Raw genomic sequence first — 21,091 nt, 5'->3', positions numbered from 1 at the left:
ACTGCCGCATCAGCAAATGATTTGCTGGGCGGCAGTTCTTTTTAGTGGACCAGACGGGAGTTGAACCCGTGTCCAAAAACCAATTCCCTGTTCTTCTACTATCATAGTCCGTTCTTTGACATTCCCTCTATCCTGCGGAAACGAACATCCTCAGAACTTCAGTAGTTCCTGATACGCCTGACAGTCCGGAACCCGCCTGTCATCGTTTCTCACATATTCGATGCCAGATTCTTAAAGTGTGAGTGCTCTAAGGCTGACAACTGCCAAATTAGGCAGCGTATGCTAATTTGTTGTTAGCGTTTAATTTTAAGTTTGCCATTTAACGCATCGCATGCGGATAGCTTCACCAGCTTCATGATCCCTGTCGAAACCGGTACTGGCCCTTATATTTATAGCCTTATTATCATACCATGAAAGAGGCGGTCTGTCAATGCAGTGAAAACTCAAGAGAAAAATATCTTGACAAAATAGAAACAGCTGATATAATCGAGACTGTAATGATGAACCAGAAACGGGTTTATCTATATAGAAAGAAAGTGTTGAGAAGACCAGTAGGATTGTGGAACTGGACAGAGAACGGCGTCGCAGGAAAAGCCTGAAATAACAGAGGCAGGTGGCTGTGGGTGGAAGCGTCGGACAGGAAAGCAAATCTGAATACCAGCTTTGAATGTCCCTTAATCGGGAACGGTGATTCCGTTATCATCAGAATGAAGTGGAATCGATCCGAACGATCGATTCAATAAGGGTGGAACCGCGATTAATCGTCCCTTAGTCAGAAACATCTGGCTAAGGGATTTTTTGTTTCATAGGAAATTGCGTCCTATGAAACAAAAAACGCTCCGCGGGATGCGCACTCGCGCGAAGAAGCAACATGTCGCAAGCGACCGTGCTCGGCGCGAGAATGTGCCAAGACACATTCTTTCGTGGTTCTTCTGGTCAGGAAGCTTTTATTATTTCAGAACGAAAAGGAGAAAAAAGATGAAGATCACATTAAAAGATGGCTCTGTCAAAGAATATGCGAGCCCGATGTCCATCATCGACATTGCAAAAGACATCAGCGAAGGCCTGGCGAGAGTGGCATGTCTGGGTGAGGTTGACGGTGAGGAAGAAGATCTCCGTACCGTGATCGACCATGACTGTCAGTTAAATATCCTGACTGCAAAGGATGAGAAAGGTCTGGCAGCTCTGCGCCATACCGCCAGCCATGTAATGGCACAGGCTGTAAAACGCCTTTACCCGGAGACAAAACTTGCGATTGGACCGTCCATCGCAGACGGTTTCTACTATGATGTCGATCCGGCTACCCCTCTGACTGCAGAGGATCTGCCAAAGATCGAGGCAGAGATGAAGAAAATCATCAAAGAAGCACTTCCACTGGAGCGCTTTACTCTGCCGAGAAATGAAGCGATCGAGTTCATGAAGGAGAAAGAGGAGCCGTACAAGGTAGAATTAATCGAGGATCTGCCGGAGGATGCAGAGATTAGCTTCTACCGTCAGGGTGATTTTACTGACTTATGTGCAGGACCTCACATGATGAACACCAAGGGTGTTGGTAAGGCATTTAAGCTGATGAATCTGGCAGGCGCATACTGGAGAGGCAGCGAGAAGAACAAAATGCTGACCCGTATCTATGCGACCGCATTTGCAACCAAAGAGGATCTGGAAGCATACATCACAATGATGGAAGAGGCAAAGAAACGTGACCATCGTAAACTGGGCAAAGAACTTGGCCTGTTCATGATGCACGATGCAGGTCCGGGTTTCCCGTTCTTCCTGCCGAAGGGCATGGTACTGAAAAATACCCTGCTTGATTACTGGAGAGAAATCCATAAAAAAGCTGGTTATGTAGAGATTTCCACTCCGATCATCCTGAATCGCAAGCTCTGGGAGACTTCCGGACACTGGGATCATTACAAAAACAACATGTATACAACTGTGATCGATGAAGAGGATTACGCAATTAAACCAATGAACTGTCCGGGCGGCGTTTTAGTATACGCTTCTGAGCCACGTTCCTACCGTGATCTGCCGCTGCGTATGGGTGAGCTTGGTATCGTTCATCGTCATGAGAAATCTGGTCAGCTTCATGGTCTGATGCGTGTACGCTGTTTCACACAGGATGATGCACATATCTTCATGACACCGGAGCAGATCAAGGACGAGATCAAGGGCGTTGTACACCTGATCAACCAGGTATATTCCCTGTTTGGGTTCAAATATCACGTAGAGCTGTCCACCCGTCCGGAAGACAGCATGGGAAGTGATGAAGATTGGGAGATGGCAACCGAAGGCTTGCGTTCCGCTCTGGAAGAGCTGGGACTGCCGTATGTGGTAAACGAGGGCGATGGCGCATTCTATGGACCGAAGATCGACTTCCATCTGGAAGATTCTATCGGAAGAACCTGGCAGTGTGGTACCATCCAGCTTGACTTCCAGCTTCCACAGCGATTTGAATTAGAGTACACCGGAGCAGACGGCGAGAAACATCGTCCGATCATGATTCACCGTGTTGTATTTGGTTCCATCGAGCGTTTCATCGGTATCTTGATCGAGCACTTCGCGGGTGCATTCCCAACCTGGCTGGCACCGGTACAGGTAAAGATTCTTCCGATCTCTGACAAATACGCAGATTACAGCAAGGAAGTTCTGGACAAGCTGACCGAGGCTGGCATCCGTGCAGAGATGGATACACGTTCCGAGAAGATCGGCTACAAGATCCGCGAGGCACAGACCCAGAAGATCCCGTACATGCTGGTTGTTGGACAGAAAGAGGAAGAAGAGAAGACCGTTTCCGTCCGCAGCCGTTTTGCGGGTGACGAGGGCGCAAGCAGTGTAGAGAGCTTCATCGAGTCTATCCAGAAGGAGATCGAAGAGAAAAACCTGCGTGAGACTGTGAAAGCAGACGAAGCTAAATAATTTTGAAAAATTAAAAAATCAGGCAGACGCATCTGTGAGATAAAATCATGGATGCGTTTGTTTTAGTTTGCACGAATAAATCCAAAAAAGAAGCAGATACTACTCCTGAATCTAAAAACCAGTAACTGTTCACAGGCAGGAATTTTCTGAACTGAAAGTTCCGTACGATACAGTTCTGGTTGCAGATTTTGCCGATTTGGAATGCGAAGTATCGGCAAAATCCCGTTACTGGTCATACATGTGTGAACAGCAACGAAAACCATGACACATTGAAAAGTGTATCGCTGAAAAGTTTGACGGCTGGATGCCGGAGGAGACTTTCGGTGATGCATGTCAGAAAACAGGAGGAAAAATCATGACAAAACTGGATTGTAGTGTAACCGGATGTATGCACAATGCGGAAAACTGCTGCTGTAAAAATACCATTCTGGTAGAAGGAAAGACGGCGCAGGATAAATGCGATACCTGCTGTGGCAGCTTCGACGAGAAGAAAGGCGGCACATTCCGCAACCTTTTTAAAACACCGGAGAGCCGTCTCGAAGTAGAGTGCGAGGCAACGAACTGTGTTTATAATACAGACCGCCGGTGCAGCGCGGAACACATCGGAATCACCGGAGGCAATGCGACAGTTTCTATGCAGACGGAATGTTCGAGTTTCCAGAAACGGTGACTGATGCGGTTTTCTTTTTTAATAGAAGAAAGATTGCATAAATATTCGAAATAAAAAATGCCGCCGGATATGGAAAATTCTGTCAGGAAGGAAGCAAAACCGGGCAGAGGTAATGATATCCGGCGGTAGTTTTTAGTATGTCCGTAAATGTATTTGCGTACGTTGCCGTCATTTGCGCAACACGTGAACCATATTTAAAAATCATTTGTAAATCTTCTCAAAAATCTCGAAAAAACCGGTTGACATTCCAAAGAAACCATAGTATACTAACAAAAGTTGTGAGGAAACAACTTTACGAAGACAGGAAAGCAGGTTATCTACCTCACCTCAGCACGAGCAAGTGACTGTGGGTTCATAAATTTGAGAAATTTCCTATATTGGATTTCCTATTATGAGTAAGTGGATGGTCTGTACTGTTCACTTATTTTTTTTGACACTGAATCAACCAAAATCATCACATATCATGGGGGTGCACGACTATTAGCGAGTTAATGATTAACGAACAGATTAGAGACAGAGAGGTTCGTTTGATTGGCGAAAATGGAGAGCAGCTTGGAATCATGTCCGCAAAGGATGCTTACAAGTTAGCGAAAGAAGCGGAACTGGATTTAGTAAAGATTGCTCCGACTGCGAAGCCGCCGGTCTGCAAGATTATCGATTACGGTAAATACAGATACGAGCTTGCAAGAAAAGAAAAAGAAGCTAAGAAGAAACAGAAGGTAATCGAGATCAAGGAAGTTCGTCTTTCCCCGAATATCGATGAAAATGACCTGAATACCAAGATGAACAATGCGAGAAAATTCCTGGAAAAAGGCAATAAAGTAAAGGTTACACTTCGTTTCAGAGGTCGTGAGATGGCACATATGTCAAAGACAAAGTATATCCTTGACGATTTTGCAGAGAAGCTTGCCGATATCGCAGCCGTTGATAAACCGGCAAAAGTAGAAGGAAGAAGTATTGTACTGTTCCTTTCTGCGAAACGCTAGATATAAGGACATAACTATTATTAAGGAGGACTACACCATGCCTAAAATGAAAACAAGCAGAGCAGCTGCTAAACGTTTTAAAACAACCGGAACCGGAAAGTTAGTAAGAAATAAAGCTTACAAATCCCACATCTTAACTAAGAAATCTACAAAGAGAAAAAGAAATCTTAGAAAAGACATCGTTACTGATGCTACAAACAGCAAGGTAATGAAGAAGATTTTACCGTACTTATAAGATTCGAGGATTAAGAAGGAGGAAATAACCGATGGCAAGAGTAAAAGGCGGATTAAACGCTAAAAAGAAACACAATAGAGTATTAAAGCTGGCAAAGGGTTACAGAGGCGCACGTTCCAAACAGTACCGTGTAGCTAAGCAGTCCGTAATGAGAGCTCTTACAAGCTCCTACGCTGGTCGTAAAGAGAGAAAGAGACAGTTCAGACAGCTGTGGATCGCTCGTATCAACGCAGCAGCACGTATCAATGGTCTGTCCTACAGCAAGTTCATGTACGGCTTAAAGCAGGCTGGTGTTGAGATGAACCGCAAGATCCTTTCTGACATGGCTATCAACGATGCAGAAGGTTTCGCAAAACTGGCAGAGCTGGCTAAGTCCAAACTTGCGTAAGCAAAGAGCAGTGCGAAAAAAAGAAGCCACACACAGAAGCGTTGTGTTTACACAAAAGCGGCTGTGTGTGGCTTCTTTTTTTCATAGGGCGAATGCCCGACAGCGAGGAAAAACGAAGTTTTTCGAGCTGCCGCACTGCGGACTAGAAAGAAGTGATCCATAGAAGCGTTGTGTTTACACAAAAGCAGCTGTGTGTGGCTTCTTTTTTTCATAGGGCGAATGCCCGACAGCGAGGAAAAACGAAGTTTTTTCGAGCTGCCGCACTGCGGACTAGAAAGAAGTGATCCATAGAAGCGTCGTGTTTACACAAAAGCAGCTGTGTGTGGCTTCTTTTTTTCATAGGGCGAATGCCCGACAGCGAGGAAAAACGAAGTTTTTTCGAGCTGCCGCACTGCGGACTAGAAAGAGGTGACCAAGAAACTTTTTTCCTCTGCGCCGCCCCCACGCGGCGCAGAGGAAAGCTCTCTGACATCAGTAAAAATCACAACCCACATTTCCACGATATAGAATTTACTTATGAAATTATATTAAAAAAACTATCCAGAAACCGAGAAACTTGTGGTATAATAGATAAAAATATGGCTGTGAATTATTTAATCAGCCAGGTCGCAGATAGTTGACTCATAATAAAAGTGTATTGGGAGGTATCTTTAGAATGGCAAATGAAAAGAAAAAGCCGGTTAAGATCGTGGAAACTGTCCTTCGTGACGCGCACCAGTCTCTGATTGCAACCAGAATGACAACGGAGCAGATGCTTCCGATCATCGGAAAGATGGATGAGGTTGGATATCATGCAGTAGAATGCTGGGGCGGTGCGACATTCGATGCCAGCCTTCGTTTCCTGAAGGAAGATCCGTGGGAGCGCCTTAGAAAGCTGAGAGATGGTTTTAAGAAGACAAAACTTCAGATGCTGTTTCGCGGACAGAATATTCTGGGTTATAACCACTATGCAGATGATGTGGTAGAATATTTCGTACAGAAATCAGTTGCCAATGGTATTGATATTATCCGTATTTTTGACTGTTTAAATGATATCCGCAACCTGGAGACAGCGGTAAAGGCAGCCAACAAAGAAAAAGCACACGCACAGATAGCGCTGAGCTATACACTGGGTGATGCATATACACTGGATTATTGGAAAGACATTGCAAAGAGAATCGAGGATATGGGCGCTGATTCTCTGTGTATCAAGGATATGGCAGGTCTTCTGACCCCGTACAATGCAGAGATCCTTGTGAAAGCACTGAAAGAAGCAGTTGATCTTCCGATTGATATCCATACGCATTACACCTCCGGCGTTGCATCCATGACGTACCTAAAGGCAGTGGAAGCGGGCGCTGACATGATCGATACCGCGATGTCTCCGTTCTCGATGGGAACGAGCCAGCCGGCGACCGAGGTTATGGTTGAGACCTTCAAAGGTACTCCGTATGATACCGGACTGGATCAGGAAAAACTGGCGGAGATCGCAGATTACTTCCGCCCGATGCGTGAGGAAGCGTTAAAGAGTGGTCTGATGAATACCAAGGTTCTGGGCGTTGACATCAATACCCTGCGTTATCAGGTCCCGGGCGGTATGCTTTCCAACCTGGTTTCCCAGCTGAAAGAAGCGCGCGCAGAGGATAAATACTACGATGTTCTGAAAGAGATCCCGAGAGTCCGCAAAGACTTCGGTGAGCCGCCGTTAGTTACTCCGTCTTCCCAGATCGTTGGTACGCAGGCTGTATTAAATGTCCTGATGGGCGAGCGCTACAAGATGTTCACAAAGGAATCCAAGAAACTTCTGATGGGCGAGTTCGGACAGACTGTAAAGCCGTTCGACAAAGAAGTTCAGAAGAAAGCAATCGGCGATGCAAAACCGATTACCTGTCGTCCGGCAGATCTGATCGAGCCGCAGCTTGAGAAGATTGAGGCGGAGATGAAGCAGTGGAAGCAGCAGGATGAGGATGTCCTGACTTATGCACTGTTCCCACAGGTGGCAAAAGAGTTCTTCGAGTCCCGTCCGGCAAAGAAACCGCCGGTTGAGAAACGTGAGATCCTGAAAGCGGCTGCACCGGAAGTAAAGAAAGCACCGGTGTCCACTGAGGAGATGGATGGAAACGGCATCAATACCTGGGCTGGAAGAAAAAGCGAGTCTTACCAGATCTAAGCTAAAAAGAATTTAAGGATTTTGAGCCAAAAGGAGTGCCAGAATCGGTAGAGTGTACCGGGTTGGCACTCCTTTTTATGCTACTATGCATTCAAAAATCATATATCCGGAAAACATTTCAAAGCCAACTTATACTGCTTCTAAAAATTAAGGAAATCTTACAATTTCGCGCAAAGGCCCCAAATTTTGCGAAGTTTTTTCGGTAAGGTTGACACATATGGTCTTTTTTCATTATAATAGATACGATTGTAAAAACGTGAAAAAGATGGAAAACAGTCGAGCGGCTGTCTGGAAATACGGCGGCAGACAGAATAAGAATTCCGTTGCGGGGGATGAATTGCAGAAAACGCAGCAGAATGAGGAGATAGACGGATGAAAAAATGGAAGTTATTGGGGAAACGGGCGGCGGCGTTTCTGCTGGGTGCTGTGATGGCGGTCAACCCAGGGCTGGCAGGTACTGCAGCAGAGTCTTTGCTGGGGATCGTCAGCTATGCGGAAGAGAGAACCGCGTCGGTCAATGCGACAAACCTGAATGTCCGGAGTGGTCCGGGCACTTCGTATCAGGCACTAGCGAAGCTGTCCAAGGGCGCACCAGTTACAGTACTTGGTGAGCAGACGGGAACGGATGGCGTCGTATGGTATCAGATACGATATAGCGGAAGCGGCGGTGAGCAGACGGGTTATGTTTCGAGCAAATACATAAAGTTTCCGACTGCGATCAAATCGGATTCGGATTTTGAAAGCTATCTGACAAAGCAGGGATTTTCGGAGAGCTATAAACAGGGGCTCCGGGAATTGCATGCACAATATCCGAATTGGACGTTCACGGCGTTCCAGACAAATCTGGATTGGAACACAGCGTTGAAAAATGAAAGCGTGATCGGGCGGAACCTGGTTGCGAGCAGCAGCATTTCGTCCTGGAAATCGACCGAGACAGGTGCGTATGACTGGGGAACCGGAACCTGGCCGGGTTTTGACGGAAGCTCCTGGGTACAGGCGTCTTCGGATATTATCGCCTATTATATGGATCCGCGGAATTTCTTAAATGATAAATATATTTACCAGTTCATGAAACAGTCGTATGACAGTTCGCTTCACACGAAGACGGGGCTGCAGAACATGGTGAGCGGAACCTTCCTTTCCGGCACGGTGTCGGGCGGCTCGTCGGTATCGGCCGGTACGGGAAGTAGTTCAGGAAGCTCTTCTTCCGGTTCAGCGACGGGACCGGGAAGTTCGTCAGGTTCGAGCGGAAGCAGCGCCGGTCTGTCGTCTCCGATTGCTTCGATCAGCGATCATAAGACGGAGCGGGTGGCAGCGACCAATGGACCGGGCATGGCGGGAGATGGATTTTCTTCCAACAATGCAGACGGGGAGACGGCGCCGGTCAGCAGCGGCACATCGAATAAGTCATCGGGGACAACCAGCAGCACGGCTGGAACCACCAGTGGCAGTACAAGCGCACCGGGAAGCAGCACAACTGGAACAACTTCTGGTTCAACCAGCAGCGGAAGAACAAGTGCACCGGGAAGTGGCACTTCCAGCAGTTCGGGAACTTCCACGGGAGTGGCGCAGCAGTCTGCAATCGGCACTTCCTATGTAGATATCATCATGAATGCGGCATCCGAATCGGGAGTCAATCCATATATTCTGGCATCGATGATTCTGCAGGAACAGGGCAGCCAGGGAACCGGACGCAGTATTTCCGGAACGGTGTCCGGCTATCAGGGTTATTATAACTTCTTTAATATAGAGGCATATCAGTCCGGCTCGATGAGTGCGGTAGAACGCGGACTCTGGTGGGCATCCCAGTCGGGAACCTATCTGCGCCCGTGGAACAGCATCGAGAAATCGATCCGTGGCGGTTCGGTTTATTACGGCGAGAATTATGTAAAAAAAGGACAGGATACGCTGTACTTAAAGAAATTTAATGTGCAGGGCAGCAACCTTTATAAACACCAGTACATGACGAATGTGCAGGCGGCAGCTGCCGAAGGACTGACGCTTTCGAAGATCACGGCATTGGCAAATACAACACTTGAGTTCTCGATTCCGGTGTATAAAAATATGCCGGCGGGCGCCTGCGTCAAACCGACGCTGGACGGCAGCCCGAACAACAAGCTGTCGGCGCTGGGTGTCGATGGATTTGCACTGACACCGACCTTTAACCGAGATACAGAGTCCTACGATCTGATCGTGGATCCGTCGGTGGCAAGCGTGACGGTAGCAGCGAGCGCGATTGATTCCAAGGCAACGATTGCCGGAACGGGAACGGTCGATCTGCAGAGCGGTGTCAATGAGATCACCGTGACGGTCAAAGCGGCAAATGGAAATCTGCGAAATTACGTCCTTCACGTAGTGCGCCAGTCAGGCGGTCCGACCTACTCAAGCTCGATTGGAAGCGGCGTTTCCTCTGGAAGCAGCTCTAGCGGTCCGGCGACGGGACCGGGCATGTCTTCAGGAAGCAGTTCAGGAAATTCTTCCTCCGGCGGTTCGGATGTGCAGATTGTCGGTCCGACCTCTTCGGGAAGCAGTTCAGGAAGCTCTCCTTCCGGGCAGTCTGCACCGGGATCGAATGTGAATGGATTTGGGAGCGGCAGTTCCGGAACCCTGATTGCGCCAAATGGGGAGTCTGTCGGGAGCGCCGGCAGTCCGCAGGGGAGCCAGTCGCCGACCAGCGCGGCGGCACCATCCCAGTCCACATCGGGAACGCATGCGGCATCGTCGGTGCGCGGGGATGTCAACGGCGACGGTAAGCTGAACATCATGGATATCCTGCTGGCACAGCGGTCGATACTGGGACTTGGAAAGTTAAGAGCGGAGGAAATCGCGCGCGCCGACCTAAATGGAAATGGAAAAGTAGATATTTTGGATATTCTTCTGATGCAGAAGAAGATTCTGGGACTGTAGGGATATTTCACGTACCTGCGGCTGGTCTTGAGAGATGGCAGCGGGTACGTGAAAATTTGTAAAGAAAGGGAACGGTGCAGATATGGGACCGTTACCAATAAAGAATATAGGACAGGGCAGTTGAATGAAAAGGTTTAAAAATATCATATTAGGTATACTTGCGGCAGGTATGCTGACGGTGGCGGCGCCGGTTGGCGGGATCAGCGTCTATGCATCCAGCGCAAAAATTTCATTTTCCGATCCGAGTGCGACGGTGGGTCAGGAGTTCAGCGTCAATGTGAAGATCTCCTCTCAGGATGGAAATCTAGGGGCATCCGACGTGGTACTTTCCTATGATCCGTCGGTCATTGAGTTTGTGAGCGGAAATAACGCAAGCGGCGGTGCAGGTTCCGTCCGCCTAGTTGGAACGATGGATTCCAATTCGACGAAGGCATTTTCCTATACGCTGAAATTCAAGGCAGTGCAGGCGGGAAATACTTCGATCTCTGTGGGAAGTTATGAAGTCTATGACTCAGATGCACAGGCAGTCACAGTTTCTAAAACGGGGACGGCGAGCGTCAAAGTAAAAGCACCGGCAACCTCCTCGGCGGAAGCGGCGCTTTCGTCCTTGAAGATTTCTCCAGGAACACTTTCCCCTGCATTTTCGCCAAATGTGACTTCCTATACGGCGCAGGTAGGAGCCAGCGTCGATAAGCTGGCGGTCAGCGCGAGTGCGAAGGACAGCAAGGCGAAAGTCCTTGTCAGCGGTGATTCCGGCTTAAAGGTAGGTGCTAATACCGTTGTCTGCAAGGTGACGGCGGAGGATGGACAGACAACTAAGAGCTACACGATCACAGTCAATAAGCTCGATACGGTCGATGTGCCGTCAGAGGCGGAGACAGGGGCTGAAACAGAGGCAGTTGGGACAACGCCGGTTGTGAAAAACGGGCTGGATGTGGAAATAGACGGCGTTTCCTATACGGTGGCGACGGAATTTGATGCCTCCCTGCTTCCGGAAGGATATACGCAGTCTACCTGTACTTATGGCGGTTCAGAGGTCCAGTGTGGAAATGGCAATGACCTGACGCTTTTGTATTTGCAGGGTGCCGATGGAAATGGTGCATTTTATATTTATATACCGGAATCCGGTGTGTTATCGCCGTATGTGACGATCGATGTGACAGCAAAGTCGATTCTGGTGCTTCCACCGGATGAGTCGGTTCAGATTCCGGATGGATTTATGGAGACGACCATTCAGTTAAACGGCACGTATAAAGTGCAGGGCTGGGTGTGGAAGAGCGATGAACAGCAGAAGTATTGTGTCGTATATGGTATGAATGAGAGCGGCGAGAAGTCGCTGTATCGGTATGATATTGCAGAAAAGACCTTCCAGCGGTATTTTGAAGACCCGTCTCTGGCAACTAAATACGATGATGCACAAGTGGAAGAGATTGTAGATAAGTACAACGCACTTTGCAGGGATTATAATATCCGCTTTGTCATGCTTGCGGTTCTGGGCGTAGCGTGTGTAATCTTGTTCTTTATCGTGATCAATCTTCTGCTCAAGCGGAAAGAGTGGAGAGAGGAAGCGCAGGCAGCCGGAGGCAGACAGAGGTCCAAGCGTCGTCCGTCATCGCCGAATGCACGACCGGCGGCAGACGCACGGGTGAAACGAGGCACTGGGCGCGACAAGAGAGAAGATGGGGAAATGATGCCGGCAAGACCGGCAGCGCGGAGTGAGAAGGAGCGCATGGCAGCGGATGACAGACGCCGCCCGTCCGCAGAGCGGATGGAGGAAGGGCGTCGGAGTGCGCGCCGAACCCAAGAGACGCTGGAGACAAGACCGGTTCGCCGGGAGCGGGAAGAGGAGCGCGAGATGCAGCCGGTCCGCCGGACAAGGGAAGATGAGCGCGCGTCCCAGCCTGTTCGCCGAGAGCGGAGTATGGAGGCAGCATCGGCAGACCGCGCAAAACGGATGCCGGAGGAAAGACGCCGCCGGGAAGCAGGAAGCGAAAATCGTTCCGAACGCGTTCGTAGAGAAATGCCAGAAGAAAGCAGTCCGGCTTGTGTCCGCAGAGAGGCATCAGAAGAAGAACGTCTGCAGCGCACCCGCAGAGATGCGGCAGAGGAAAGCCATTCAGAGCGTCCGCGCAGAACTTCGGCAGACGGAAGCCGCGCAGAGCGGGAACGCCAGGCAGTGGCAGAAAGCCGACGCACAGAACGGGAACGTGCCGTTTCAGCAAAAGAAAGCCGCCTGCAGCGCGATTACACGCCTGCATCGGCGCATCGTGCGGCGAAAGAGTCTGCAGCATCGGGAGAACGCCGGAATGCGCGCCCGGCGATTTATGTGCGCCCGGCATCCCGCTCGGAGCTTTACTACACGCTGGAACGGGAGGAATACGGTGATCGCCCAACGAGATATGAGTCGGAATCAGAGCGATCCAGACGCGCCCGCGAGGCAAAAGCCCGGTTAGAGCGGGATCGGCGTGATGAGGATGGATTTGAGTATATCGACGATCCGCAGTAAATAAAAGAGGAAAAGATGGATATCTGTCCAGGAGATTTCTGGCGGGTATCTGTCTTTTCTTTTATATCGATTTTTTTGTAACAAGTTCACGTTACTGTTCACGCATACGTGCCCAGTAACGGAATTTGCCGTGGCTTCGCATTTAAATACGGCAAATTCCTGCTGCCACCACGTTTTCTTACGGCACTTTCAGTTCCAAAAGTGCCTATCCGTGAACAGTAACAAGTTCACACAATTAACACAGTTTTACAGTTGACGAAAACACCTGTTTGTTATACAATCTATATAACAAATGATAAAACAGGCGGCTGACTGTATTTAGAAACGGGGTCTGCCGTCAGAATGAAAGATGGTGGAGTATGATTGTAGAGATTGATTTTAACAGTGAGGAAGCGCTTTATATTCAGCTCATAAACCAGATCATCATCGGGATTGCGACCGACCAGATCCGGGAGGGCGATACGCTGCCATCCGTGCGCCAGTTAGCGGATAACATCGGAATTAACATGCACACGGTCAACAAGGCATATTCTGTACTGAAACAGGAAGGCTTTCTGCGTGTGGACCGCCGCCGCGGGGCAGTGATTGCACTTGACACGGATAAGATGCGGACGATCTCGGAGATGCGCCGGGATCTCAGTGTGATTCTGGCAAGAGGTGTCTGTAAAAATGTGAGCCGCGAGGAGGTTCACAATCTGGTGGATTCCATTTATGACGCATTTACAGCGGAATAGCAGGTTCCGGCTGCGGGCGATGGTTTTTGTGTATTGGAACCGTTGCGGGATGTGTATGTTGGGAGGATAAATTATGCTGTGTGAGAAATGTGGGATTCGCGAAGCGAATATTAAATATACAGAAGTGTTTAACGGCGTCAAGACAGAGCATAATCTCTGCGCCCAGTGCGCGAAGGAGATGGATCTGGGACCGTACTCGGCACTGATTGAGGGAGAATTTCCGCTTGGAAAACTGCTTTCGAGCCTTTTGGGACTGACGGATGCGTCTGCCAGCCAGGCACCGAAAGAGGATGTGGTATGCCCGACCTGCGGCACGACGTATGAAGAATTTATCAAGAACAGCCGTTTCGGATGCGCGGACTGTTATCATGTGTTTGATCCGCTGCTTGGAGAGAAAATTAAGAAATTGCAGGAAAATTCGAGCCATACCGGCAAACATCCGAAGATCCAGCCGCGCAGTCAGGCGGCTGCAGAGGTGACGAAGAAAGGAGAACTGGAATTCAGCCCGGAAGAGCAGATTAAGCAGCTGAAACGCAGGCTGGAAGCGGCGTTGCAGGAAGAAGACTATGAGACGGCTGCTGCCTGCCGGGATAAGATACACAGTCTGGAAGGAGAGATGAGACATGACGAAATGGTTTGAGGAAGTGGCGAATGATGCGTCCAATATCGTTTCCAGCCGGGTGCGTCTGTCTCGGAACTGGGAGGAATATAAATTTCCGAGCCGTCTGGAGCCGGATGAGGCGCGGACGATGATTGCCCGTTTAAAACAGAATTTTCGCGATCTGGGTGACCGGGACGGTCAGTTTTATGAATATGAAGATCTGGAATTGATGGAGAAGCTTGACCGCACCGCATTGCGGGAACGGCGGCTTTTAAACCGCACGCTGGCGGAGAAGACGACGCCGGGCGGGATCCTCTGTTCGGAGGATGAGCGGGTCAGCATGGTATTAAATGCGGACGATCATATCCGTTTACAGGTGCTGGCATCGGGACTCGATCTGCAAGAATGTTATGCAAAAGCGGATGCGCTGGATGATTATATCAACGAGAAGATTCCGTATGCATTTAATGAGAAATATGGGTATCTGACGTCCTATCCGACGAATGTCGGAACAGCAATGAAGGCGTCCGTGGTCGTGCATCTGCCGTCTCTGACAATGAATAAGAAATTTCAGGAACTTCTGGGCGATATGGGACGTTTCGGCACGACCGTGCGCGGCGTTTATGGCAGAGGCAATGAAAACTATGGCGATCTGTACGAGGTAGTCAATCAGAAGACACTCGGAATCACCGAACAAGAGATTCTGGAGCTGGTAGTCAACGTGGCGGGGCAGCTCTCGGCGCAGGAAAATCAGTTCCGCGAGGTTTCTCTGTCGAGGCACCGCCTGGAGCGGGAGGACGAGGCGTACAAGTCCTACGGCGTTCTGAAATATGCGCGCCGGATGACGCTCAAGGAAGCGATGACATTTCTATCTCATGTCTGGGCGGGCATCGCGGACGGGCTGTTAAAACCGGCAGAATTTGTGAGCATTTACCGCCTGATGATCGGCATCCAGCCGGCAAACTTACAGAAACGTTCGAGCAAGCCGCTGGGACGTGAGGAATTGGAGGCAGAGCGGGCGCGGTATCTGCGTGAGGAACTGCCGAAGCTGGTGTAAAGTAAAAAGAAACAGGAGGAACAGTAAAATGATCGATCGTTTTACTCAGAAAGCCAGAGAAGCGATCCGTCTGGCAGTCGAGACAGCGCAGGAGCTGGAACACGGCTATGTGGGGACGGAGCATCTGCTTTTAGGACTGATAAAAGAGGGAACTGGCGTGGCGGCAGCGGTTCTGGCAGAACATGATGTGACAGAAGAGCGTGTCATGGAACTGATGGAGCGTCTGATAAGCCCGGCAGTGGCGACTCAGGTAGAGGGACAGATTGAATATACGCCGGGGGCGCGCGCCGTGCTGCAGGCGAGTTATGATGAGGCGGTTTTTTTCAAAGCGCCTCTGATTGGAACGGAGCACATCCTGATTGCCATCATCAAGGATGGAAAATCAACTGCGTGCCGTTTACTCAATACAATGAATGTTAATATTCAGAAATTATATGTGGATCTGATGGGGGCTATGGGCGATGATGCGCCGTCCGAGGCGGCGGAAGATGCGGCAGCAGGACGGGTGCGCCCGGAGAAAGGCAATACACCGAATCTGGACAATTTCAGCCGGGATCTGACTCAGATGGCGCGGGACGGAAAGCTCGATCCAGTCATCGGCAGGGAACGGGAAATGAAACGTGTTATTCAGATTTTAAGCCGCCGGACGAAGAATAATCCGTGCCTGATCGGGGAACCAGGCGTCGGAAAAACGGCGGTTGTGGAAGGTCTGGCGCAGTTCATTGTTTCCGGCAATGTACCGGAGACGATCGCGAAAAAGCGGGTTGTCAGCCTCGATTTGTCCGGCATGGTCGCAGGATCCAAGTACCGCGGTGAGTTCGAAGAGCGGATTAAGAAGGTACTTGCCGAGGTGCGGGAGAGTGGAAATGTGCTCTTGTTTATTGACGAGATTCACACGATCATCGGCGCAGGCGGCGCGGAGGGCGCGATCGATGCCTCCAATATCCTGAAACCGTCGCTGGCGAGAGGCGAGATTCAGCTCATTGGTGCGACGACGCTGGAAGAATACCGCAAATACATCGAAAAAGATGCGGCCTTGGAACGCCGGTTTCAGCCGGTTATGGTGGATGAGCCGACGGAGGCGGAATCCATCGAGATTTTGAAGGGGCTTCGCAGCCGCTATGAGGAACATCACAAGGTGACGATCCAGGATGAGGCACTGGTGGCAGCGGTGCGCCTGTCTGCCCGATATATCAATGACCGTTTCCTGCCGGACAAAGCGATCGATCTGATCGATGAAGCATCCTCGAAGCTGCGTCTGACTGTATATACGGAGCCGGAGGAGATCAAAAAGCTCGAAGCGGAGATCAAAAAACTCGAAGGCCAGAAGGAAGAGGCGATCAAGGCTGAAGCCTATGAGAAAGCCGGTGAGATCAAGAAGAAGCAGCAGAAAAAGCAGGAAAAGATTGAAAAGATTCGTGAAAAATGGGAAAAAGAGAAAAATTCACGCAAGTTAGTGGTCGGTGAAAATGAGATTGCGGACATTGTTTCTGACTGGACGAAGATCCCGGTTCGCAAGCTGGCAGAAGAAGAGTCAGAGCGGCTGTTGAAACTGGAGTCCATTCTGCATGAGCGCGTGGTCGGACAGGAGGAAGCTGTATCCGCCGTGGCGCGTGCGATCCGCCGTGGTCGTGTGGGACTCAAGGATCCGAAGCGGCCAATCGGTTCGTTTCTGTTCCTGGGGCCGACGGGTGTCGGAAAAACAGAGCTTTCCAAGGCACTCTCGGAGGCGATGTTTGGCACGGAAAATGCGATGATCCGCGTTGATATGTCGGAGTACATGGAGAAACACAGCGTTTCCAAGATGATCGGTTCGCCGCCAGGATATGTTGGCTACGAGGAGGGCGGACAGCTCAGCGAGAAGGTGCGTCGCAATCCATATTCGGTTATTCTCTTTGATGAGATTGAAAAAGCGCATCCGGATGTATTTAACATTCTGCTGCAGATCCTCGATGACGGGCACATTACGGACGCACAGGGACGGAAGGTGGATTTCAAGAACACGATTCTGATTATGACCTCCAATGCGGGCGCTGAAAATATTATTTCCCCGAAGCGGCTTGGATTCTCGTCGGAGAGCGGTGAGAAAGCGGATTATGCGTTTATGAAAGAACGCGTGATGGAGGAAGTGCGCCGGATGTTTAAGCCAGAGTTTTTAAACCGAATCGATGAGATTTTAGTATTCCATCCTCTGACGAAGGAGAATATCAAGACGATCGCGGGCATTCTGCTGCGCGGCATCAAGAAAAGGACGGAGGATCAGCTTGGAATGACGCTCACGATCACAGATGATGCGATCGATTTTCTGGCAGACAAGGGATATGATTCCAAATATGGTGCAAGACCGTTGCGCCGGACGATCCAGACGCAGATCGAGGATCAGCTTTCTGAGAAGATCCTGGAAGGCACGATCCGGAAAAAAACAGAGGTTCGGATTGAAAAAGATGGCGATCAGCTGAAATTTGAGACGGTCTAAAGGGCTGGAAGCGAAAAGACTGGTAAACCCGGTCGAAGTGTGTTAAAATGATACTACTGAGTAACTGTGTAAGTGCGGAGCAGTTGCGATATTGATTAAAAGGATACTAGGAGGATAAAGCATTATGCCAGTAGTTAGCGAGTTAATCCGCATCGAGGATGACGGAACCATCAGTTTTGGCAATTATATGTTAGCAGCAAAGTCCAAGCTGCAGGATTTTGAATTTCAGGGCGATCTTTATAAGGTAAAAACATTCGGCGAGATTACCAAGCTGGAGCGCAACGGAATGTTCGTATATGAGTCGGTACCGGGCACGGCAGTCAATCATTTCCAGGCGGGAGATACTTCCGTACAGTTTTCGGTTGAGGGCGAGAAGGATGCTCAGATTACCATTCAGTTAGAGGATGAGCGTGAGTATGAGGTATATGTAGACGGCGTATCGGTCGGTGGCATGAAGACCAACGTCAGCGGCAAACTGGTACTGAGCGTGGAGCTGAACCCGGGCAAGGCAACCGCAATCCGGATTGAAGCCAGATAAGGAAAAGAAAAACAAAGCGTTACGTACAAGTTACAATGAGTGAGATGAAAGTTGCTGCATGGCAGGAATGGCGGGCGTGTGCGCCGGAAGCCGGTTTCCGCCATGCAGCAGCTTTTTGTGTAATAAGAAATATGAGAAGAAGTGTTTGGAAAGGAATCAGAATGGCAAAGGCAAAATCAACGGGATTTTTCTGCAGGGAATGCGGTTATGAATCTTCCAAATGGATGGGGCAGTGCCCGGCGTGCAAGGCGTGGAATACGATGGTGGAAGCGCCGTCCGCACCGGCATCATCCGGTACGGCAGCAGGGCGGTATGCGGTAGCGGCTTCGCTGACGGCGGCACCGGGGAAACGGGTTGGCGCGCAGGCAAAGCCAGTCAGCTTAGATGAAATTGAGCTTTCCGATACGGATCGGACGAGAACCGGATTTGCAGAACTTGACAGGGTGCTTGGAAGCGGCGTGGTGCGTGGCTCCCTGGTGCTGGTCGGCGGAGATCCGGGAATCGGAAAATCAACCCTGCTTCTGCAGGTCTGCCGGAACCTGGCAGGACAGGAACAAAAGGTTTTATACGTCTCCGGCGAGGAGTCATTAAAACAGATCAAACTGCGGGCAAGCCGGATCGGGACGGTGCGCGGACCACTTTCGTTCTTGAGTGAGACGAACCTGGATACGATTGCGGAGGTGATCCGGGAGGTACGCCCGGATGTGGTCGTGATCGACTCGATCCAGACCATGTTTATCGAGGCGGCAGGTTCTGCACCGGGCAGTGTCAGCCAGGTAAGAGAGTGCACCGGCGTCCTGATGCAGCTCGCAAAAGGACTGGGTGTGACAGTCTTTATCGTCGGTCATGTGACGAAAGAGGGTGTTGTGGCGGGACCGCGTATGCTGGAACATATGGTCGATACAGTGCTATATTTTGAGGGCGATCGCCATGCGTCCTACCGGATTCTGCGGGGAGTGAAGAACCGTTTCGGTTCGACCAATGAGATCGGCGTGTTTGAGATGCGGGAGGAAGGACTGGCGGAGGTGCCGAATCCATCCGAATTTATGCTGGAAGGGCGCCCGGCGGAGGCATCCGGTGCGGTGACTGCCTGCTCGATGGAGGGAACCCGCCCGATTCTTCTGGAAGTGCAGGCGCTGGTGTCAAAGACGAATTTCGGACTGCCGCGGCGGACGGCAGCGGGCGTCGATTACAACCGTGTGAACCTGCTCATGGCAGTGTTGGAAAAACGATGCCGTTATGCCCTGTCCGGGTACGATGCCTATGTCAACATTGCAGGCGGCATGAAGATGAACGAGCCGGCGCTTGACCTTGCGATCGTGATGGCGCTGATTTCCAGCTATAAAGACCGTCCGCTGGATGAGAAAACGATCGTATTTGGCGAGGTCGGACTCTCCGGAGAGGTGCGCGCCGTCTCAATGGCAGAGCAGAGAGTCCATGAGGCAGTCAAGATGGGATTTACAAGGTGCATTCTTCCGATGGTCAATGTCAGTAAATTGAAACCAAGGTCGGATATCCGGCTGGAAGGGGTGGCAAATGTGCGGGAGGCGATTGGGCTGCTGTAGGTTGCTTGGATTTTGGGAAAATTTAAGAAAAATAATATTAGCGTAATGTGAGTAACAGCAAATTTGTCTCAGTGGGAGTTAGGTCTCCGACTGAGATAAACGCTCCGCGAGGATGCGCAGTGATTCTGATAGGAATATGTCAGCTTCTCTGACCAGAATCACGCGCCAAGTCTCATGGACGTTCGACTTGAATGTTTAAAAAAACAAAAAACGCCAATGACTCATCTCTGAATCACTGACGCCTTTAGAAGCAGGGGAAGAGGGATTCGAACCCCCATTAACGGTTTTGGAGACCGTTGCTCTGCCATTGAACTATTCCCCTTCGCTGCTGACTCAGTTATGATATCATAGCCATAACGAAAAGTCAACAATTTTTTTATAATTTTTCATTTTTTTTGATTTAATATATTTTTTTCCATTTATTAAGTATCATTCATCATTTTATATGGAAACTAGAGATCAGGATAATTTGGTAAAAGAGAATTTGTGTGCTCATGCTGGGTGGAAAATCACAATGAATATTTAGTTCAACTGCCCAAAAATAATCCGCTAAACCATTTGATGTATATAAATAATGACAATATATCATGAAATGAATACGACGATAGTTCTAGACGTCGGAATATTTTACCAAGAAACACGCTGCTTTTTTGGTAAAAATCATGTATTAAAAATATGCGGTATAAAAGAAATCAAATTGACATTCGACAAAAATCATGCTATAAACACTGAATAAATCTTTATGGTTTTAAATGTGCCTAAAAAACGGAGGGAAAAATTCTGTTGGTACATTCAGGAAAAAGGAGTTGTTTATTATGAAACAGAGAAAAATTATGCTGAAAACGATAGAAGATGCAAAGAAATTTGTCAATGCTTCTATGAAATGCGATTTTGATATTGATGTTTTTTATAACCGTGTTGTCATTGACGCCAAGTCGATTCTGGGAGTTATGAGTTTGGATCTGACACAGATTCTGACCGTTGAGTACACGGGCGAGGATGCAGAGTATGAGGCGTTCCTTGACACGATGGAAGCGGACAATGTGACAGCGGCATAAAAGGGCTGGAAGGCTGGTTCAAGTGGAACATAGATATCATAGATATTTTGGAAGGATATGTATGGCTCGAATCGGCATGATGAAAGAAAAGTTGATAGTACGAAAATAAAGAAAGACTGCGGGTGCCGGAGAGAAGATGGTGTCTGCAGTCTTTTTGATAGACATATATATGTACTCTCGGAGTCTTTCTGCACGTGCTTTTGTGGCTGATTTTCCGCCAGCCGCACCCGAATTTCATCAACGTACGCACCGCGTACGCCTCAGAAATTTGGGCACAACTGACAAAAAATCATTTCACAAAATCA

At 49.4% G+C, this 21,091-nt stretch carries 15 protein-coding genes, 1 tRNA gene and 1 other RNA gene; 15 read left to right on the top strand and 2 right to left on the bottom strand.

Annotated features, from left to right (window positions below; all coding sequences use genetic code 11):
- Positions 1 to 42 precede the first annotated feature (42 nt).
- Positions 43 to 383, bottom strand: a transfer-messenger RNA (tmRNA) gene (ssrA, locus tag DWY89_RS10145).
- Between the two features lie 595 nt (positions 384 to 978).
- On the opposite strand from ssrA, the gene thrS reads away from it, so the two are divergent.
- From thrS to radA, 14 genes are all read left to right on the top strand, one after another.
- Complete coding sequence (gene thrS / locus DWY89_RS10140; protein WP_118468734.1) at positions 979 to 2,916, top strand: threonine--tRNA ligase; 1,938 nt, start codon at positions 979 to 981, stop codon at positions 2,914 to 2,916.
- A gap of 355 nt (positions 2,917 to 3,271) precedes the next feature.
- On the top strand, positions 3,272 to 3,586 hold the full coding sequence (locus tag DWY89_RS10135) for a DUF1540 domain-containing protein (RefSeq protein WP_107000017.1): 315 nt from the start codon (positions 3,272 to 3,274) through the stop codon (positions 3,584 to 3,586).
- A gap of 491 nt (positions 3,587 to 4,077) precedes the next feature.
- Positions 4,078 to 4,572: a translation initiation factor IF-3 gene (gene infC / locus DWY89_RS10130; RefSeq protein WP_107000016.1), complete on the top strand. Its 495-nt coding sequence runs from the start codon at positions 4,078 to 4,080 to the stop codon at positions 4,570 to 4,572.
- A gap of 37 nt (positions 4,573 to 4,609) precedes the next feature.
- Positions 4,610 to 4,807 (top strand): 50S ribosomal protein L35, encoded by a 198-nt coding sequence (gene rpmI / locus DWY89_RS10125; protein WP_022358435.1) that lies wholly within the window; start codon positions 4,610 to 4,612, stop codon positions 4,805 to 4,807.
- 31 nt (positions 4,808 to 4,838) lie between these two features.
- Positions 4,839 to 5,195: a 50S ribosomal protein L20 gene (gene rplT, locus DWY89_RS10120; protein ID WP_022358436.1), complete on the top strand. Its 357-nt coding sequence runs from the start codon at positions 4,839 to 4,841 to the stop codon at positions 5,193 to 5,195.
- 655 nt (positions 5,196 to 5,850) lie between these two features.
- Positions 5,851 to 7,344 (top strand): oxaloacetate decarboxylase subunit alpha, encoded by a 1,494-nt coding sequence (locus DWY89_RS10115; protein ID WP_022358437.1) that lies wholly within the window; start codon positions 5,851 to 5,853, stop codon positions 7,342 to 7,344.
- A gap of 372 nt (positions 7,345 to 7,716) precedes the next feature.
- Entirely contained in the window at positions 7,717 to 10,251 is a 2,535-nt protein-coding gene (locus tag DWY89_RS10110) for an SH3 domain-containing protein (RefSeq protein WP_118524659.1), read from the top strand.
- A gap of 124 nt (positions 10,252 to 10,375) precedes the next feature.
- The gene (locus tag DWY89_RS10105) at positions 10,376 to 12,757 is read left to right on the top strand and encodes a cadherin-like beta sandwich domain-containing protein (protein ID WP_118523708.1); all 2,382 of its coding nucleotides are present in this window, start codon (positions 10,376 to 10,378) and stop codon (positions 12,755 to 12,757) included.
- A 359-nt stretch (positions 12,758 to 13,116) separates the two neighbouring features.
- Positions 13,117 to 13,491: a GntR family transcriptional regulator gene (locus DWY89_RS10100; RefSeq protein ID WP_022359631.1), complete on the top strand. Its 375-nt coding sequence runs from the start codon at positions 13,117 to 13,119 to the stop codon at positions 13,489 to 13,491.
- A 73-nt stretch (positions 13,492 to 13,564) separates the two neighbouring features.
- Positions 13,565 to 14,131: a UvrB/UvrC motif-containing protein gene (locus DWY89_RS10095; protein WP_107000012.1), complete on the top strand. Its 567-nt coding sequence runs from the start codon at positions 13,565 to 13,567 to the stop codon at positions 14,129 to 14,131.
- On the top strand, positions 14,115 to 15,149 hold the full coding sequence (locus DWY89_RS10090) for an ATP--guanido phosphotransferase (RefSeq protein ID WP_118523707.1): 1,035 nt from the start codon (positions 14,115 to 14,117) through the stop codon (positions 15,147 to 15,149). The genes DWY89_RS10095 and DWY89_RS10090 overlap by 17 nt, the downstream gene beginning before the upstream one ends.
- Before the next feature lie 28 nt (positions 15,150 to 15,177).
- Positions 15,178 to 17,625, top strand: a complete 2,448-nt coding sequence (locus tag DWY89_RS10085) for an ATP-dependent Clp protease ATP-binding subunit (RefSeq protein WP_118468725.1) — start codon at positions 15,178 to 15,180, stop codon at positions 17,623 to 17,625.
- Positions 17,626 to 17,749: 124 nt separating this feature from the next.
- A complete protein-coding gene (locus DWY89_RS10080) occupies positions 17,750 to 18,163 on the top strand; it encodes a hypothetical protein (RefSeq protein ID WP_022359635.1) in 414 nt (137 codons plus the stop codon).
- Between the two features lie 161 nt (positions 18,164 to 18,324).
- Positions 18,325 to 19,728: a DNA repair protein RadA gene (gene radA, locus DWY89_RS10075; protein WP_118524666.1), complete on the top strand. Its 1,404-nt coding sequence runs from the start codon at positions 18,325 to 18,327 to the stop codon at positions 19,726 to 19,728.
- Between the two features lie 251 nt (positions 19,729 to 19,979).
- Here the strand turns inward: radA and DWY89_RS10070 are convergent.
- A tRNA-Trp gene (locus tag DWY89_RS10070) sits at positions 19,980 to 20,050 on the bottom strand.
- A 493-nt stretch (positions 20,051 to 20,543) separates the two neighbouring features.
- Between DWY89_RS10070 and DWY89_RS10065 the strand changes: the two genes are divergently transcribed.
- Positions 20,544 to 20,786: an HPr family phosphocarrier protein gene (locus DWY89_RS10065; RefSeq protein ID WP_107000009.1), complete on the top strand. Its 243-nt coding sequence runs from the start codon at positions 20,544 to 20,546 to the stop codon at positions 20,784 to 20,786.
- Positions 20,787 to 21,091 lie beyond the last annotated feature (305 nt).

The sequence above is a fragment of the Clostridium sp. AF27-5AA genome, from assembly GCF_003478415.1.
Taxonomy (GTDB): Bacteria; Bacillota; Clostridia; order Lachnospirales; family Lachnospiraceae; genus Otoolea; species Otoolea fessa.
This window is presented reverse-complemented; position numbering and strand designations above follow the sequence as displayed.